General features: G+C 46.8%; 13 protein-coding genes. 5 read left to right on the forward strand and 8 right to left on the reverse strand.

Features of this window, described 5'->3' with window-relative positions:
- Positions 1 to 159: 159 nt before the first annotated feature.
- Positions 160 to 918 carry a geranylgeranylglyceryl/heptaprenylglyceryl phosphate synthase gene (locus tag HHL16_RS06175; protein ID WP_169424256.1) on the reverse strand — a complete coding sequence of 253 codons (759 nt, stop codon included), beginning with the start codon at positions 916 to 918 and terminating at the stop codon, positions 160 to 162.
- Between the two features lie 1,259 nt (positions 919 to 2,177).
- Here HHL16_RS06175 and HHL16_RS06180 point away from each other — a divergent pair.
- From HHL16_RS06180 to HHL16_RS06190, 3 genes are all read left to right on the forward strand, one after another.
- On the forward strand, positions 2,178 to 5,558 hold the full coding sequence (locus tag HHL16_RS06180) for a vitamin B12-dependent ribonucleotide reductase (protein WP_169424257.1): 3,381 nt from the start codon (positions 2,178 to 2,180) through the stop codon (positions 5,556 to 5,558).
- Positions 5,559 to 5,762: 204 nt separating this feature from the next.
- Positions 5,763 to 6,866: a Fic family protein gene (locus tag HHL16_RS06185; protein ID WP_169424258.1), complete on the forward strand. Its 1,104-nt coding sequence runs from the start codon at positions 5,763 to 5,765 to the stop codon at positions 6,864 to 6,866.
- Positions 6,867 to 6,875: 9 nt separating this feature from the next.
- Positions 6,876 to 7,610 carry an SMI1/KNR4 family protein gene (locus HHL16_RS06190; protein ID WP_169424259.1) on the forward strand — a complete coding sequence of 245 codons (735 nt, stop codon included), beginning with the start codon at positions 6,876 to 6,878 and terminating at the stop codon, positions 7,608 to 7,610.
- 50 nt (positions 7,611 to 7,660) lie between these two features.
- Here the strand turns inward: HHL16_RS06190 and HHL16_RS06195 are convergent, their stop codons facing one another.
- From HHL16_RS06195 to HHL16_RS06210, 4 genes are read right to left on the reverse strand one after another with little or no spacing between them, the layout of a single operon-like run.
- On the reverse strand, positions 7,661 to 8,599 hold the full coding sequence (locus HHL16_RS06195) for a hypothetical protein (protein WP_169424260.1): 939 nt from the start codon (positions 8,597 to 8,599) through the stop codon (positions 7,661 to 7,663).
- Positions 8,600 to 8,608: 9 nt separating this feature from the next.
- A complete protein-coding gene (locus HHL16_RS06200; protein WP_169424261.1) occupies positions 8,609 to 10,051 on the reverse strand; it encodes an MBOAT family protein in 1,443 nt (480 codons plus the stop codon).
- Between the two features lie 28 nt (positions 10,052 to 10,079).
- Positions 10,080 to 10,325 carry an acyl carrier protein gene (locus tag HHL16_RS06205; protein ID WP_169424262.1) on the reverse strand — a complete coding sequence of 82 codons (246 nt, stop codon included), beginning with the start codon at positions 10,323 to 10,325 and terminating at the stop codon, positions 10,080 to 10,082.
- Between the two features lie 6 nt (positions 10,326 to 10,331).
- Positions 10,332 to 12,071: an HAD-IIIC family phosphatase gene (locus HHL16_RS06210; protein WP_169424263.1), complete on the reverse strand. Its 1,740-nt coding sequence runs from the start codon at positions 12,069 to 12,071 to the stop codon at positions 10,332 to 10,334.
- 344 nt (positions 12,072 to 12,415) lie between these two features.
- Here HHL16_RS06210 and HHL16_RS25195 point away from each other — a divergent pair, with 344 nt between their 5' ends.
- Entirely contained in the window at positions 12,416 to 12,538 is a 123-nt protein-coding gene (locus HHL16_RS25195) for a hypothetical protein (protein WP_277349343.1), read from the forward strand.
- Between the two features lie 65 nt (positions 12,539 to 12,603).
- Here the strand turns inward: HHL16_RS25195 and HHL16_RS06215 are convergent, their stop codons facing one another.
- The gene (locus tag HHL16_RS06215) at positions 12,604 to 15,012 is read right to left on the reverse strand and encodes a hypothetical protein (RefSeq protein WP_169424264.1); all 2,409 of its coding nucleotides are present in this window, start codon (positions 15,010 to 15,012) and stop codon (positions 12,604 to 12,606) included.
- Positions 14,978 to 16,051, reverse strand: a complete 1,074-nt coding sequence (locus tag HHL16_RS06220) for a hypothetical protein (protein WP_169424265.1) — start codon at positions 16,049 to 16,051, stop codon at positions 14,978 to 14,980. The genes HHL16_RS06215 and HHL16_RS06220 overlap by 35 nt, the downstream gene beginning before the upstream one ends.
- A 71-nt stretch (positions 16,052 to 16,122) precedes the next feature.
- Here HHL16_RS06220 and HHL16_RS06225 point away from each other — a divergent pair, with 71 nt between their 5' ends.
- Positions 16,123 to 16,599, forward strand: coding sequence for a YcxB family protein (locus tag HHL16_RS06225; protein ID WP_169424266.1), 477 nt, complete (start codon positions 16,123 to 16,125; stop codon positions 16,597 to 16,599).
- An 8-nt stretch (positions 16,600 to 16,607) separates the two neighbouring features.
- On the opposite strand, the gene HHL16_RS06230 is transcribed toward HHL16_RS06225, so the two are convergent.
- On the reverse strand, positions 16,608 to 17,654 hold the full coding sequence (locus tag HHL16_RS06230) for a hypothetical protein (RefSeq protein WP_169424267.1): 1,047 nt from the start codon (positions 17,652 to 17,654) through the stop codon (positions 16,608 to 16,610).
- Positions 17,655 to 17,695: the final 41 nt, after the last annotated feature.

Consider the following 17,695-nt stretch of genomic DNA (forward strand, 5'->3'; position numbering starts at 1 on the left):
GCATTTCTCTAGTGGATGTACTTTGTACTCAATTTTGTTTAACCCTACAAATGTAAATACGAATTTTGGTATACAGGGATTTTTTACTGTAAAATTTTCGTTTACAATTTCAGCCCCAAAGCTGAAGGGGCCGAAACAATAAGTTAAAAAGGCAGTTGATTATCTGCTGATAAGGGGAACCGAGTGGATAGCAGCGCTCATTTCGCGGATCAGACCGGCATCTTTCTCGATGGCGTTTCCGATTACGATAACGTCGGCGCCAGCCTTGCAGTTGCGGTAAGCTTTCTCCGGATCGGTGATTCCGCCTCCGATTACGAGGGGGGCCTCGATCACCTGACTCACTTTTTCGATCATGCTTTCGGTAATGGGGCGTTTGGCGCCGCTTCCGGCATCCATGTAAATCACCTTCATGCCCAGCATTTCGCCGGCCATGGCGGTACACATGGCAATTTCATTCTTGTCTGCCGGGATGGGCGTAGCATTGCTGATATAGCTCACGGTGGTGGGTGCTCCGCCATCGATAACCATATAGCCGGTGGAGATGATCTCAAGTCCGCTCTGTTTCACCTGCGGTGCCGAGATCACATGCTGGCCGATCAGCAGTTCGGGATTTCTGCCTGAAATAAGAGAAAGGTACAGCAATGCGTCTGCATGTCTGGACAATTGGGAGGGGGAACCCGGGAACAATACAACCGGGATGTTACATTCTTTTTTAACCTGCATCACCACTTCGTCGAGGTGATTGGATACAACCAGACTTCCTCCGATGAGGAGATAGTCGACGGATGCGTCCATTGCCAGGGTAGTCAGTTCAGTGATCTTTTCTACGGTCACTTTATCCGGATCAATGAGAACGGCAAACGATTTATGTCCTTTCGCTTTCTGTAAGACTAGTGATTGGTAAATACGATTCGTCATGCCTGTGCTATTGGATCATTGCAAAAATGCGAAAAGTTTTTTGGATGGCCTTATGTATTTCAGAATGTGGAAAATAGGTGGGGTAACGGGAGGGAAGAGACTAGCGCTGATGGACAGGTGAATATGGGTTGGTTTGTTTGCCGGGCGGTGGTTTGGGATCAGCCTTTCAGGGACGCCAAACAGGCCGGGCAGAGTAGAATGAGGGATCGGCAAAGGGATGTAGGATAGGGCTTTTTGTACGCTGGCCGGGCTTTTGCGCAACCTGTTCGAAGGCCCTGAAAGGCTGATCCCAAACCACCGCCGGTAACCGCCGGATGTGCAGCTGAAGTTTCCCGCCCGTTACGGGTGAGGTGGGGATGAGGGGAGGGTGCACGAGGTAGCGGTAGAATGACGTGGTTGAAATTGACCGGATTCGGGGATGGAGGCAGGCAAAGGGATGAGCGCTTCAACTATTGATTGCCCGGTACAGCGCATATATGATAAGGTAATATTGGTGAGGTATGGCTGCTGTTCCATAAAGTGGTGGAAGCACAAAGAAGTATTTGGGTTTGCGGGTGTGCTTTGGGTTGAGAATCTTTATTATGACTACACTCAGAAAAACCTGCACATGCAGCGGGCCCTGATGCCTGAGAGGGGGTATGGAAATCCTGTCCTTAAAATATGTTGCACAGAAGCTGACAGTTGTTCCAGGCTTCCATCCTGCGTACATAAAGTTGATCGGAGATACAACACTGCCGGGCATATTTTTCAGACGGATTTTCATACCCCCGTCGAAGGCCGTTGTGATGAAATTGTTATGCAGGTGTTTCTTCAAAAAAGGAAATGTATTTTCATCCGGCCGCTTACGATTAAAATGATTTTAATTTTCGATTGTTGATATACGTTAGTGTATTTTTCTGGTATCAGATTTGAAGTAAAAACGATGCCCGAAAATTTGTTTCCGCATCGCGCGAACAAAATTCTGATGAGCTTGTAATTCAATTTGCTTCAGGCAGTTGGTTCCCTTACAACCGGCATGGGCGTTGAATTAGTGCGAAATAGATAATATAAAAAATTATGATGAAAAACAAAAAAAGTTTGTCGGAGAATTGTCAGGGAATGTGCAAAAATCCACAAACCTACTGCCAGTAAGCAACAGGGAATTCCCATAGCTCCTTATCCACATGCTGTGCATATTTCCAATCTTGAAATTTCACATTCAAAAGATATTTTCGTTTTCCTCCTTCACTATTTAATTTATTGATCTAATTTCTAACCTTATGACTAAAAAGCAATCTGCCAGAGGTCTGCAGTTCAGTCGCCGCTTCACCGCCGAAGACAAGAGCGTGTTCGAACTGTTTGAGTATGATTACCGTACCTCCATAATCCGTAATCCAAGCGGAGAAGTGGTGTTTGAAATGAACAATGTAGAGGTACCAAAACAGTGGTCGCAGATTGCAACAGATATTCTCGCCCAGAAGTATTTCCGCAAAGCAGGTGTTCCACAGGCCGACGGTTCCACAGGCCGCGAAACATCCATTAAACAGGTTGCCCATCGTATGGCCAACTGCTGGAGAGTATGGGGCGAACGCAATGGATACTTCGCTTCTGAAAAAGACGCACAGATATTTTATGAAGAGCTGGTGTATTGCATCCTCAACCAAAGCTGCACACCCAACTCACCCCAGTGGTTCAATACCGGCCTCTACGAGAGCTATGGCATCAAAGGCAAACCACAGGGCCACTACTTTGTAGATGCGCAGGACGGAAAGCTGAAGAAATCAACTTCCGCTTATGAACGCCCACAGCCTCATGCCTGCTTTATCCTCTCCGTAGATGATGATCTGGTGAACGAAGGCGGTATCATGGACCTGTGGATGCGCGAAGCCCGCATCTTCAAATACGGCAGCGGCGTAGGAACCAATTTCTCCCATATCCGCGGAGAAGGAGAAAAACTCAGTGGTGGCGGTACTTCCAGCGGCCTCATGAGCTTCCTCAAAATCGGCGACCGCGCAGCAGGTGCCATCAAGTCCGGAGGCACTACCCGCCGCGCAGCGAAAATGGTCTGCCTCGATCTCGATCACCCCGAAGTGCTCGATTTCATCAACTGGAAAATGGAAGAAGAGAAAAAAGTAGGAGCCCTCATCGCCGCCGGTTACCCCAGCGATTATGAAGGCGAAGCATACCGCACCGTAAGCGGACAAAACTCCAACAACTCCGTTCGCATTCCCAACGAGTTCTTCACCAAACTGGAGAACGACGAAGACTGGGAACTCAAAGCTCGCACAGACGGCCGCGTAATGAAACGCCTGCCTGCCCGTGAAGTCTGGAATCAGATCGCTTACGCCGCATGGCGTTGCGCCGATCCCGGTACACAGTACGATACCACTATCAATGAGTGGCATACATCTCCCAAAGGTGGCCGCATCAATGCATCCAACCCTTGCAGCGAGTATATGTTCCTCGACAATACAGCCTGCAACCTGGCATCTGCCAACCTCCGCAAATTCTACGACGAGAAAACAAACACCTTCGATGTGGAAGGTTTTGAATATACCTGCCGCCTCTGGACTACCGTGCTGGAGATCTCCGTGCTGATGGCGCAGTTCCCTTCCAAAGAAGTGGCTCAGCTGAGCTACGATTATCGTACTCTCGGTTTGGGTTATGCCAACCTCGGCTCCATGCTGATGGTAATGGGCATCGCATACGACAGTGAAGAAGCACGCGGCATCGCCGGCGCTATCACTGCTATCATGACCGGCATCTCCTACAAAACATCTGCTGAACTGGCCGGCATTCTCGGACCCTTCGCACGTTATCAGGAAAATGCTGAAGATATGATGCGCGTGATGCGCAATCACCGCCTCGCTGCTTACGATGCAGATGAGTATGAAGGACTGAGTGTAAAACCTGTTGGCATCAAAGCCAAGTATTGTCCTGATTATCTGCTCAAAGCCGCTACCAAGGCCTGGGACGAAGCAGTTCAACTCGGCGAGCAATACGGATACCGCAATGCGCAAACAACCGTGATCGCTCCCACCGGAACCATCGGTCTGGTGATGGATTGCGATACCACTGGTGTTGAACCGGATTTCGCACTGGTGAAATTCAAAAAATTGAGCGGTGGCGGTTACTTCAAAATCATCAATCAGTCCGTTCCTGCTGCATTGAAAAATCTCGGATACAAATCGAAAGAGATCGATGCCATTGTGAAATATGCAGTAGGGGCCGGCAGCTTCGCTGGCGCTCCGCATATCAATCACCAAACGTTGAGCGAAAAGGGATTCATCGCCGAAGAGATCAAAAAACTCGATACTGCCGTTACATCCGCTTTCGAAATCGGATTCGTATTCAACGTATACACGCTCGGCGAAGAATGTCTCCAGCGTCTCGGATTTAAACCCGAACAATATTTCAACTTCGAATGGAGCCTGCTCGAAGCGCTCGGCTTCACCGACGAAGAGATCGAAGCTGCCAACGATTACGTTTGCGGTACCATGACTGTTGAAGGTGCACCACATCTGAAAGCAGAACATCTCCCCGTATTCGATTGTGCCAACAAATGCGGCAACAAAGGTGAGCGCTACATCCATGCACACGGACATATCCGCATGATGGCAAGCGCACAACCTTTCCTCAGCGGCGCTATCTCGAAGACCATCAACCTTCCGAACGAAGCGAAGATCGAAGAGATCGCCGATGCTTACCTCATGAGCTGGCAACTGGGTCTCAAAGCCTGCGCACTTTATCGCGACGGAAGCAAACTCAGTCAGCCACTCAGCAATAAGAGCGATAAGAAAAAGAAAACTGAGGATGATGCCACAGCAACAGCGGAACAACCCGCTGCAGAACAGCAGCCCGAAACACTGATTGTCGATCTCGGCAAACTCACTATTCAGGAACTGCTGGATGAAGTACAGAAACGTGTACAGGCATCTCCCGATACCAAACTGAAAAGACAGCTGGCACGGATCGTAGAGCACAGAACATTGCCTGCGAAACGAAGAGGTTATACGCAGAAGGCCAAGATAAACGGACAAACCATCTTCCTCCGAACCGGCGAATACAACGACGGGACAGTGGGTGAGATCTTCATCGATATGGCCAAAGAAGGAGCAACCATGCGCAGCATGCTGAACTGCTTCGCAATTGCAGTGTCCATCGGTCTGCAATACGGCGTGCCACTCGAAGAGTTTGTAGATAAGTTCGTGTTCACGCGCTTCGAACCGGCGGGCATGGTAGATCACCCGAATATCAAGAGCACCACTTCCATTGTAGACTTCATTTTCCGTGCACTCGCATACGAATACCTCAAGCGTTCAGACCTGGTGCATGTGCTCGACAGACCCGAAGTAATGAATACCGGCTCGGACGATTGGGACGAAATCCCCACTTCGCTTGAGTACGATAAAAAAACACCCGAATTGAGTGATGTGCGTGTAGTGGCTGCAAAATCCGGTCATAAAGCGCCGGATGCCGAAGCGAGTAAGACCAATCGTGCAACAGTGAAAGCAGAAACCGGAGGGCTCGATGCATTGAATGCAGCCGCGAAAAGCATGCAAAGCGATGCACCCGCCTGCAATACCTGCGGACATATCACCATCCGAAGCGGCACCTGCTACAAATGCCTGAACTGTGGCAATAGCATGGGCTGCAGCTAAAAATGTGTTTGATTTGATCTGAAATAGAACCCCGCTGGTAGTACTGGCGGGGTTATTTTTAATATTGAAAATCAGTCACTTAGCTGTGTTGAGCCGATTAATCCTCCTATTCGGCTCATGTTTTTCTGATAGTTGAGCTGAATAATCTTCTATTTGGCTCATAATTTAATTAAATTTGAGCCGAATAATAATCCTAATCGGCTCATGACCTACAATTGGCAACAATCTACCTGGCCGGAATTCAGCTACAATCTGGCTGCTGTTGATGATGTGCTCCTTCAGTTTGCACAGGAAACAGGCGATGTGAGTGGCATGCTTCGTGCCCTGCCCGATTCCGCAGCACAGGAAACCATCACCGGATTGCTGATTGCTGAGGCCATCAAAACTTCTGCCATTGAAGGAGAGTTTTTCAGCAGACAGGATGTAGTGTCTTCCATCAGAAACAGATTGGGACTTAATTCCACTCCCGAAAATGTAAAAGACAAAAAAGCGCAGGGAGCAGCCGAGCTTGTAGTGGATGTGCGCAACAGCTTTGCAGAACCACTAACTGAAGAAAAATTATTCGAGTGGCATAGGGCACTGCTGAAGCAAAGCCGGAATATCAATACGGGTGCATGGAGAAAAGATGAAGCGCCCATGCAGGTGATCTCGGGAACCATCGGAAGAGAAACCATTCATTTCGAAGCTCCGCCATCTGCACGTGTTCCCGAAGAAATGAAACGATTCATTCAGTGGTTCAACGACACTGCTCCGGGTGGCGCAAAAGAAATCAAAAAAGCTCCCGTTCGTTCTGCCATTGCGCATTTATATTTCGAGAGCATACATCCGTTTGAAGATGGCAATGGCCGTATCGGAAGGGCCATTGCGGAAAAGGCATTATCGCAAACCATCGGAAGGCCTGTGATACTGAGCCTTTCAGCCACCATCGAAAAAAATAAAAGCGATTATTATGCAGCGCTCTCCGCTGCACAGAAAACAAACGAGATCACTCACTGGCTTATCTATTTCACACAAACAGTATTGCAATCGCAGCGCGAAGCAAAACAAATGGTGGAGCTCACTTTGCAGAAAACGAAATTCTTCGACAAGCATAAAGAGCAGCTGAACGAGCGTCAGCTGAAAGCCATCAACAAAATGCTCGATGCACTTCCCGAAGGTTTCGATGGGGGAATGACGGCAAAGAAATACATGAGCATCACACGCGCCTCCAAAGCCACTGCCACCCGCGATTTGCAGGAGCTGACAGAAATGGGCGCGATTGTTTCAGAAGGAGGAGGAAGAAGCGTGCATTATAATCTCAATTTGTAAATACTCCTTATGACCCCACTTGATCAATTTAAGATCTTCGCCGGAAAAGAATACCAGAACGAAGATGGAGAGTCCCATCGTGTGAAAGTTGAACCAGGATTTACTGAAGATGAAATTGAGGACCTGGCGCAAATTTTTCCTGAAATGCGCATTCCGGACGACATCATGGAATTGATGAAATATGCTTCCGGTTTTAAATTTGATTTCTTTGAACCTTTTTCCTTTAACACAATCGGGTGGTTTGGTTTAGAAAATATTTTCCCTGCACAGGTGCAGCTTACCGGAGATGGGTTAGGTAACTTCTGGATAATAGACATCAAACAAAATGGAGATTGGGGAGAAGTGTTTTTTGCCTGCCACGACCCGGCAGTAATGGTGAAGCAAGCTGATAATCTCACCGAGTTTCTGCAACAGCTACAGGAGTATGGCGAAAAACATGAGCATTCTGTATTTCACCGGATTTATGAAGAGGAAAGGTTTAACGCCTGGGAGCAACCTGATGCAGGTCTCATCGATCTGGAGGTTGCGCGAAATTCCAATGATCCCGCACTGAAGCAGTTTTCACTAATCCTTCCGGAAGGTTGCAAAATTGCCGACTTGCGAAAAGAATCAAACGGATCTGGATTTTATTGGGGTATCAGAGGCTTTGATTTAGACAATGTAATTCGTAATAATGATGAGTTACTATGGGCCTTTGTTCCAACAGAAAAAAAGAGTTTCTGGAGCCGGCTCTTCGGCCGCTGATAAAATAAAAAAGGCCCGGAACTCCGGGCCTTTAATCGTATATCTAAACTTTACTTTGCCGACTGCTTAGTCAGATATTCTTCAATGAATTTTTTTGTTGCGAGCTCTGCTCCTTTCTTATTCAGGTGCCCCTTGGTTCCGAAATACTCGAACTGATAGTTCAGGTAATCTCCGAGATAATAAAACTCCATTCCCTGTTTTTTGCAATACGCATTGAAATCAGCCAGATGTTGTTTTGCCTGCGCTGATGTATCAGCTCTTCCCAATGGCAATGTGAACAACACAGGTGTGATCTGATTCTTTTTGCATACTTCCAGGATCTTTCTGAAATACTTGTATTCAGTTTCGGACTTATCGAGCTGGAAATCGAGGCTCACCGTCATGGTATCGGTATTGTCGTAACGATTGCCGTAGTCGTATCGTGAGCCGGAAGCCGTATCGAAATCAGGCTTCATGAAATTGCCCCAGGTGTTGGAAAAGACATGCGGTCCCCAGTAATAATTGTACTCTGCATATTTCCACAGCGGCATATACCGGTCGAAATACCACTTGATGCCGTATGGTTTGTAAAAGCTGAAAACTTCATCATAGTTGAGATAAGGCATCATGCGGCCATCAGCGATATCTGCGAGTTCATTTGTGTTGATGGCACTGGGATTATCGATGCAGAAAAAGAACCGTTTTGTTTTGTTCTGATTGCGGTTGAAGAAAAGATCTGCCAGTACACTCTGTGTGCCGATGAGGCTGCCATCGAGTGAAATATTGATGCCTTTCTCGTGCAGTATGCTATCGGCCATCGCCACATCAAAACCAACATACGCGTGTGATGCTCCGAGCACCACATAATCGTATTGCTGCTTTTCTTTCTGCAATATCCATTGTGTTTTGTACTGCATGGTGCTTTTGTACCTGCTCTCCAGCCAATAATGCAGTACGAACGCTATCAGCGCAAGCGTAACTAATCCTGTGATTACATATTTAGGTCTCATACCGGTGGCTTAGAATTGAAAGTAAATAAAGCTCTGTGCATTCTTGAACGATCCGAAGAAAACAAACAGCAGGAACATATATCCGAATACGGCATAGCGAAGGCCTACCGAGCTATCCAGTTTTTTGCTCCACTTTTCGTTTCTCCAGAATTTTTCAAACACCAGAAAATGCGCCAGCATCAATGCGCCTACCAGCAGTGAATAACGAAGCGCTGCGGTGAATGCCGGAAACTGATCGGGAAAGTTCTCGTAATTGAAAAGCCCTTTGATCACATTGAATGCTGTATGGAACGAATCTGCTCTGAAGAAGATCCAGACAAACTGCAGAAAGAGAAATACGATCAGCTGACTCAATGTGTTGTTGAGCCAGACAGGCAGTTTCGAGAATGTTTTCTTTCTCCATTTCTTGGTCATGAACTCGTAGCTCATGGCGATGCCGTGCAGCACACCCCAGATGATGAAGGGCCAGCCCGCACCATGCCAGAGTCCGCTGATGAAGAAAGTGAAAACCAGTCCGAATACCACAGCCCATTTGCCCCAATCGCGCCGATTGATCACAATCGGCGTATAGAGATAATCACTGAACCAGGTGCTCAGCGAAATATGCCATCTTCTCCAGTAATCGGTAATGGTCTTCGCCTGAAAAGGAAAATTGAAATTCTTCATCAGCGTGAAACCCATTACCCTTGCAGATCCCAGCGCAATGTCGGAGTACCCCGAGAAATCACAATAGATCTGGTATGCGAAGAAGAAAGTTCCGATGAATACCCACACTGTGTTGTATCCGTAAGTGCCACTGTACATGGCATCTACCACAATGGACAACCTGTCTGCAATTACGATCTTCTTGAATAGTCCCCATGCCATCAGACGCAGGCCACTCATCACACGATCATAATCCCAGGTGAATTTTTCATGGAACTGATGAAGCATGTTCTGCGGCCTTTCGATTGGCCCTGCCACCAGCTGTGGATAGAACATCACATACAGCGAATAAATTCCGAAATGCCTTTCTGCTTTCTGATTGCCACGATACACTTCGATGGTGTAGCTCATAGCCTGGAATGTGTGAAAGCTCAGACCGATTGGGAGAATGATATGCAGGTAAGGTATCTGATTGGTGTATCCAAAGAGATTGCACAAACCTGTGATATTGTCGTTGATGAAATTGTAGTACTTGAATATTGCCAGCACGCCAATATTGGCAATGAGGCTCATTACCAGAAACCGTTTTCTGGCAGCCGGGGTTTTGGCAGATTCGATCCAGATCCCTGCATAATAATCTATCACAATGGTGAAGCCCAGGATCAGGATGTACTCTGGTTTAAAGAACATATAAAAGCCGCAGGATGCAATCAGCAACAGCAGCCACCTGAACTTATGCGGCAGACCGAAATACAGGGTAGTGACGAAAATGAAAAATATCAGGAACTCAATCGAATTGAATAACATTCATCCGGTTTATAAGGGTTTACAGAAACTATGCACCGAGTTTGCTCTTCACAGCATTGGCCATATCTCCTACATTCTTCCAGCTCTGAATCTCCGAAGCTGTGAACTTCACTTTGTAATGCTTCTCGATTGCCACCACCAGCTGAATATGATAAAGGCTGTCCCACTCTTCGATATCATTGGCAGTTGTTGCCTCGGTGAGTTTGATATCGCTGTTGTCAAGCACGTCGATAAATATTTCATTCAGCTGCTCCAAAATCTGTTGCTGTTCCATTGTTGATTATTTTCTTTTGATGTAAATGTTTTTATCGTAAGGGTAGTCAGCTACACTGATGGTGTAGTTGTTGGCTTCGGTGGTGGTGAACCCCAGTTTGGGATAATGCTCGCGCACCAGTTCATTCTTTTTAGTAGGAAGATATTCTCCCGTTACCTCACTGAAGCCCTGTTCTTTTGCAAGATCGATGATGCTTTTAAGTGTAAGCAGCTCCATGCCTCTTTTGAGTACACGGCAGCTCATGATCCAGCTGTCGATGAACAGCGTGTCCGCACTTTTCTTTTCAAGAATGATGAAGGCAATCAGGCCGTAATCTCCGTAGATATCTTTCAGCGAAAAAGATAACGTGAAATGATCGGGTGATTGTGCAATGCGCCTGATATCATCCTCCGTATATCTTACAGTGCGGAGGTTGAATTGATTGCTTCGCTGTGATAATTGCGCGATGCGCGGTATGGTGAAATTGTCGAATGGTTTTATCTCGCATTCCATGCCAAGGCTGGCGAGAAATTCTTCTTCATTGGCAAAGCTTTTCTGAAGAATATTTCTGTTGGCTTCTTCCTGGTATTGTTTGGTGCGTTGCTCATCTTCTTCTGTGAAACTGGCTGTTTCAAAGAGGTTGAGCGTACGCAGGTAAGGCATGTATTCTGCAGGATCTTCGGGCAGTTCGGGAACGGTGATGTCGGGGATGTTTTGTTTCACCATTTCGCGCTCGAAAGGGTTGTCGTCGAGGAACACCATGGAGTCGAATCCAATATTGAGGATGCTCTGAATATGCCGGATATTGTCCACCTTGGTTTCCCAGTTGGCCACAAACACGGCTATGTCGTCGAGTCTCAGCTTCATATCCGGATGACTGATGAATGGCTCTTTGGCAATGCTCTCCGTGTTCTTGCTGCAAACGGCGATGATGATGCCGCGCTTCTTCAGCTCTTTTGCCCAGAGTTGCAGATCGGTGAAAGCCTTGCCCAGACCGAGATCTCCGATCTGAATGCCTTCGAGGCCATCATCTCCGATGATGCCTCCCCAGGTGGTATTGTCGAGATCGAGGATCAGGCATTTTTTGAAGCTGCCTGCAATGGCCTGGATCACTTTATGCAGTTGCTCTGCCAGATCGGGAAGTATATCGATGCTGAACACCATGTCTGCACTGATGTACATTTTGGCATCGCTGAATTGTGCGTATCCGCGTTGTGCCACCAGCGCCGCGAGATCTACCAGGAAGAGATTTTTTTCTTCCTGCGCCAGATCCATCAGGCCCATATTGAGTTTGCGCAGCTGATATAAAAATGAAGAAGGGGTTTTGGTGCTGAAGTTTCCGAACACTGCATCGTTGAGTTCAGGAAAAGTATTGAAGATCACACGGGCTTTCAGCTGGCTGCTGATCTGCTGGTACAGATTTTTCGCATAGGCTGTTTGGTTAGCTCCGAACTGACTTTTCTCTTCTCCGGACAGTGAATAATATTTCTTCAGCAGTTTTTCCGAGCTGCGGAGAATGATCACATAGTCCGGCTTGCTTTCATACAACTCGGAACCCGGATCGAACACCTGAAGGTCTATCTGATTGTAATCGGCTTCGAAAATATCATAGTGGATCCCTTCGGAAATGCCGAATCCTTTGAGTGCCTGGTGAATAAATTGGGATGCTGAATCTGCAACGATAGCAACACGGATGGATTTCAATCCATCGACGGGCTTTTTGAGGTATTTCTTCAGCGCTATAAAACTCCGGTTATCAGGTGCCATATGCTATTGTTCAAATAATAAAACTCGATTATTTGTAATATCATCAGGAAGACCCATAAAGGATATTCTATGCGCTAACTCAGAAGAGTGCTGAATATTGCAAGATTTAAGAGGCTGCCTGTGATTAGCATTTCATGGTATAGGAGAATAAACAATGGCTATTCTATAGGCTATCAGCAGGGTGCGAAGATAATGGATAAGATCACAAGGAACAAGAGGCGGTTTGAAATAGGCGGGTCAATGGGTAGTTTTACCTTTTTATCCGGCGGAGTTTCGGTTTTTCGCAATTGATTATTATTTTAAGTGCCTGATTAGACCTTTACGCAACCAAATTTCCGGACGGTATGAAAAAACTCACCCTGATGGCGCTCACGGCGCTGGTGATATTATTCGGCTCATGCAGCCGCTACATTACTACTTATGAAGCCGCCAATGGCAAAGCGAAGTGCGGCAAACTGCTACGATAATCGTGCTTAAAACAAAGCCGCTCCGAAAAAACGGAGCGGCTTTTTATTGAAATGTGTCGTAAGTCTTATTTTATTCTTCTTACAAAATCGCCCAGATAACTACAGGTATTGATTGCCTCCTTAAAGAATGGAGTGGTATTATACTCTTTTGCCAGTGCTGTAAACCTCACCTTATTCGTCATGATCTTCTGCTCATGTTCTTTCTGCAGTTTGGAGTAAGTATCCCATTCCATGTTCCGTCCCCATTGCGGAACAGGGATTTGCTTCTGCTCACATTTAGCCACCATAAAGAGGCTGCGGGCTTTGAAGTTCTTATCCTTGCTCAGGTTGAATGCCTGGAGATAATGATCTCTCGATGAAAATACACCGTAGTATTCTTTCTCACCGGGTTTGAGACTTTTGGTGTCTGATGGTAAACCTTCTCCTCCGCCCCATCCGTATTGGGAGAGAATCCAGCTATTGCCCCAGTAGCTCATGCCATAGAGCCCCTTGGCGATTTCATAGTGCAGCTGTGCCTGTTTTTCAGGATCAGTTGCTTTGGCCAGATCCTTCTCCAGTTGCATCATGCGCTGAGTGAACGTGAGCTTGGTGTATTTCTTTGTATCCTGTTTGGTAGGAGCGTGCGTGTCTTCAATCAGATCTGCAAAAGGATTGCCGAGCAGATAAGTAGCGTAAGGCTCTTTGGTGTAGTAAGATGCCGGGATCTTCGCAAACCATTTTTCTGCTTCTGCATATTTGAATTCGCGGAGCAGTGATGTGCCTGCAACATCATTCACATCGTCTTTGCTGAAAGTGTTATTGCTCACGATGAATTTCTCGAATGAATTCAGCTTGCTGCTGCTCATCAGATTGATCAGTTGCTGAACCTGCTCAGAAGAGAACTCTGTGCGGAGTGTGCCTACTGTGTTGGAATAGAATCCCCATCCTTCATGGATATATTTCTGCTGAATCCATTCGGCTGTACCCTGACAAAGCAGGAACTTAACCTGATCTGCATTCTTCAGCGCTTTGTAGCGCGGAGCGAGTACGTCGTTGAATACACGGCGATAGAATTGTGCATATTCATTGCGTGCTTCTGCTTTCTTCTGCAGCCATTGCAATGATGGATAGATCTGCTCTTCGAATTTCTGATCGATGGTTGGTTGTGTATTGATGGTGAGCAACAGATTGGTCATGCCCCACTGATCCTGCAATTCTGATGAGAGGTTGAGCTTCTTTGTATCGTCCAGTTGCTTGCGGGCTGATGCAAAATCTCCGCTGATCAGAAATGCATGTGCTGCAGCTACTGAAAGCAGATTTTTATTGGCGCCTTTTTGTTTGGATGCATCCTGACAGAATGCTCCGAACTCTTTGGCTTCCGCGCGCCACTGCGCAACTTCCTGTGAGTTCTCACTGATGTTGGTAGAGTTGAGCGTTACTTCCTCTGAAGACTTCCCTCCCGGAGCGAAGTAATTGTCTTCAAGTTTATTCACTTCACGGATCAGGAGTATTTCAAACATCGGTGCAGACGGTGCCAGCTTCTGAATTGTTTTGAGCGTATTCAGTTCTGGTTTGAAACTGCCGAGTGCGAAGAGGCCGAGCAGGTTGGCTTTTTCAAGATCGTTTTTGCAGAGAGCGAGTACCGCTTTGCGATTGGCTTCGTCGAATCTTTTTACAGACCAGTCGAAGCTCATGTAGTTGGATATGCGCTTCACCTGTTCTTTGCTGAAAAGCTGACTGAAGATATAGGCGGCTTCGTTCTTCTGGCCGGTATGCATCAGAGCGCCGGCTTTGAGTGAAAGACCGAGATCCTGCAGAATGCTTTTTGTTGGGTTTGGTTTGATCTGCTGATCGTATGCCTGAATGGCTTCGTCATAGCGGCCTGCATAATGTGCGAGGCGGGCTACCTGATAGGCCAGACGCAGTTTTATGAAATCATTTTTGGCTACTGCATAGAGCTGATTGCCGTTCTTCTGCAGTTTGGCCATTTTATCTTTGTCGCGCTGAATAGGCTCCCATGCAGTCCAGTCGCCGGTTACATTCGGTTCCACCTGTTTGGCATACATGATGTAGCCGAGCGCTTCCAGATCTTTGTTCTGCATGAAGTAATTGGTCATGCCATTGTTCTTCACAGAATCGGGAATGCTGAGCGGTTGATTTTTTTCGAGGTGGAAGTAGAGATTGGAGAGATCCTTTCTCGCAAACTTCACCACAAAATCGTTGGCATCTTTTTTAGAGAAGCTGTTGTTGCCATAGCCTACCCACTCAGCAGAAGTAACGTCGGATGTTTTTACCGGTTCTTCTTCACGATACAGAAACTGCACGTTGGTGTAGTAGAATGGCTGATAGCCGGGAACATTGGTATTGTCCTTGGCAAAGAAACTCACATAATAATCATACGGGTCGTCGTCTCCGCCTGCGCATCCGATGATGTTGTACGGAAAGCACAACGCAGCGGCATTAATGCAGGCTACTAAGAATAGTTTGCAGTTCATAGGTTGTGTAATTATTCAGCGTTAATGAATCTAAATGGTATAAAGAAACGGTCAGCTTTTCATTCCTGATCTTAGGTTTGAGTATGCGGGCCGACTTCATAATATCGTCAAAGTTACTATCTTCCTGTCTTATCAGATCATCTTTGTGCAGCTCATAACCCAATAGTAAAGTGTCTTTGAGCAGGCGATACGTGTTGCCTTTCCTGTTAGTCAATCCCGGTACATCGAGGGCAGCTGTGGGGAGGTCCTGAATGAGGCCTGTGTATTTATCCTGCCTGAATAAAACCTTCCAGTTGAAAAGAGGGAAAGCTACGTCTAACTCAAGCGGGTAGCGGTTTAGAGAGGATGTGTACAACTCCAGTTCTTTCGGATCGAGAATGGAATTGGTGGTTGCCGGATCTTTCAGATTTCCCATATTGTAACACATCAGCAATCCGCGGTCAACGGGTGGAACACCTGTTCTGTGCATGTATTTGCATTGGTATAGTCTGATGGTTGCCGAGAGTGTCTTTCCCTGAATCCAGGGATATTGTTTGATGTGTTGCAGCAGCAGAAAATATTTGTCGCGGGTTTGTGCAGTCCAGTCACAATCAATCTGAACCTCACTGACCGGCGCGTCGGGCAATTGCTCTTTTGCGGTATTCTCGATCAGGGCAGCTAACCGGGAAGCCAGTAAAACTGTTGTACCGGAATCCAGGTACCGGAGCGTTTCGTTGGTGATGAAAACCGTGGGGATGATCCTGATCTGGTTTTCAGATAGGAACTGTCTGGACTTTGTTCCGAACTGAACTTTCGCAACCGGACCAGCCTCTTTCCGCTGCGGATCCCAAACCACATCGAAGAATTTCACATAGAGTTTCTGACTGAGTTTCTTCAGGGTTGCTTCTTCTGTACCATTGAAAACGGCCTGCGATTTCCAGTAATAAAAGGCAGGTTCGATGGTATGCGGCTTGTTCTCTTCGCCACAGCCGGCTGCGAAAAGGGCTATCAGACCAGCGAAAGCGGTCAGAATGAAGCATTTATTTTTCCGGAGATTCATATCGCCCAAAAGTAAATTGTTTTTTGGGTATGGTTTCCTCTCCTTACTTTTACGGCCCTTAAAGTGTGCTAATGACGGTTCAATTTGGCTATGATAAGAAGCAGGTGATACAGGCATTACGGTATCATTTCCTTTCGAGACCCGAAATAAAGGTACTCCTGATCATCATCAATGTATTTGCGATCCTTTCCGCGGTACTTTTCGCCTATAAGATTATTCAGCCGATTTCATTTCTGATGTTCTCGCTGCTCTGGTTTGTACTGATGCTGGTGATCTGGCGCATCCTTCCGGCAAGCATCTACAAAAAATCGAGCACGTTCAAGGACCATTTCATTATGCACTTCGATGAGAGTATCGTAACGCTCGAAACCGAAAGAGGGTCTAAGGACTGGAGCTGGAACCAATTCAGCCGTTTCGTGGAGAGCCCGTATTTCTTCCATCTTTACTTCGATGCACGCTCTTTCTTCATCATTCCGAAAGAAGCATTCACCGACATTACAGAATTGCAGCAGGCACGCAACTGGATGAAGAACAAGATCGGCAAGTAAGCCTTTCTCTATCCGGGTTTGTATTTGCTTTCTTCAAAGATTTTTCTGGGATCTGTCTGCAGCAATTGTTGCAGCGTGAGATCTTTGTGCTTGCTCAGGTATTTTCTGATGATCTGTCTGCCTACCCACATGCCTACAAATCCGGGTGAGTTTTTGCCCATGGCCTGCGTGAATGGCGCATCTGAAACATATTCGCGGATCAGGTCCGGTTCTGTTTTGTAGAGCAGGCTATTGGTGAGAAAGAAGTTCCAGATATCGGCTTCATTGGCTTCGCAGAATTTCAGCTGATTGGCTGTAAAGCCCGTGAGCAGTGAATCTGCCGTGTAAGGGAGAAACATTTCGAGAGTGTGCAGTCTTTTCCCTTTTTCGATCATCAGCGATACCAGATCGAGGCTGCCGCCTTTTTCGGGATAGATATCATCGATGATGTTTTTCATGCTGTTCACTGAAATGTATTCGGGTGCGAACCTGCGTGAGATATAGGAGGGGTATAATTGCTGACCGAGTTCCGACTGATACATGGAGAAATTGCTGCCGAGGTGCAATTGCAGGCCAATGGCCAATCCATCCGGCGTAATCACATCTCCGTATTTTCCCAATGCTGCATCGAATGAAGCATCCATCGGCCCGATGAAAGTGATCACCTTTTCAGGCAGCCGGTAATCGGGAAAATAGTATCGCACATACTGCAATCCTTTCCTGATTTCTTTTTCGTAAGGAGAAAAGTCTTTGAATAATTTATCTGCTGAGTCTTTGATGGGGCGATAATCTTTGATGAACCTTTTCATGGCTGCCATAGGATCAGCGGGAGCGCCGCCGGCATCCTGAGAACCGATCCCCAGAATATGATTGGCGAAATCGCTGGTGAATCCGCCATACTTTCCGGTCATTTCATGCATCAGCACGGGCAGACGGTTCGTGTCTGCAGCGAAGAAATCCTGTTCGTACCGCTGTACGCTGAGGTTTATTTTGATATCGGAAACATCGGGGGCTTTCTTATCCTTACAGGCGTAGAGGCCCGTAGCCAAAAGCAGTACAATAGCGGTTTTCTTCATGCCAGACAAACGTTTGCTGCAAAAATATGTTGTAAAAGGAA

This window comes from Pseudoflavitalea sp. G-6-1-2, assembly GCF_012927185.1.
In the GTDB taxonomy this organism is placed as follows: domain Bacteria; phylum Bacteroidota; class Bacteroidia; order Chitinophagales; family Chitinophagaceae; genus Pseudobacter.

Coding starts and splice junctions, on each gene's coding strand:
- HHL16_RS06200 (WP_169424261.1), bottom strand. CDS start 10,051: ATGTTATTCAATTCGATTGAGTTCCTGATATTTTTCATTTTCGTCACT.
- HHL16_RS06210 (WP_169424263.1), bottom strand. CDS start 12,071: ATGGCACCTGATAACCGGAGTTTTATAGCGCTGAAGAAATACCTCAAA.
- HHL16_RS06195 (WP_169424260.1), bottom strand. CDS start 8,599: ATGAGACCTAAATATGTAATCACAGGATTAGTTACGCTTGCGCTGATA.
- HHL16_RS06220 (WP_169424265.1), bottom strand. CDS start 16,051: ATGAATCTCCGGAAAAATAAATGCTTCATTCTGACCGCTTTCGCTGGT.
- HHL16_RS06190 (WP_169424259.1), top strand. CDS start 6,876: ATGACCCCACTTGATCAATTTAAGATCTTCGCCGGAAAAGAATACCAG.
- HHL16_RS06205 (WP_169424262.1), bottom strand. CDS start 10,325: ATGGAACAGCAACAGATTTTGGAGCAGCTGAATGAAATATTTATCGAC.
- HHL16_RS06225 (WP_169424266.1), top strand. CDS start 16,123: ATGACGGTTCAATTTGGCTATGATAAGAAGCAGGTGATACAGGCATTA.
- HHL16_RS06215 (WP_169424264.1), bottom strand. CDS start 15,012: ATGAACTGCAAACTATTCTTAGTAGCCTGCATTAATGCCGCTGCGTTG.
- HHL16_RS06185 (WP_169424258.1), top strand. CDS start 5,763: ATGACCTACAATTGGCAACAATCTACCTGGCCGGAATTCAGCTACAAT.
- HHL16_RS06180 (WP_169424257.1), top strand. CDS start 2,178: ATGACTAAAAAGCAATCTGCCAGAGGTCTGCAGTTCAGTCGCCGCTTC.
- HHL16_RS06175 (WP_169424256.1), bottom strand. CDS start 918: ATGACGAATCGTATTTACCAATCACTAGTCTTACAGAAAGCGAAAGGA.
- HHL16_RS25195 (WP_277349343.1), top strand. CDS start 12,416: ATGAAAAAACTCACCCTGATGGCGCTCACGGCGCTGGTGATATTATTC.
- HHL16_RS06230 (WP_169424267.1), bottom strand. CDS start 17,654: ATGAAGAAAACCGCTATTGTACTGCTTTTGGCTACGGGCCTCTACGCC.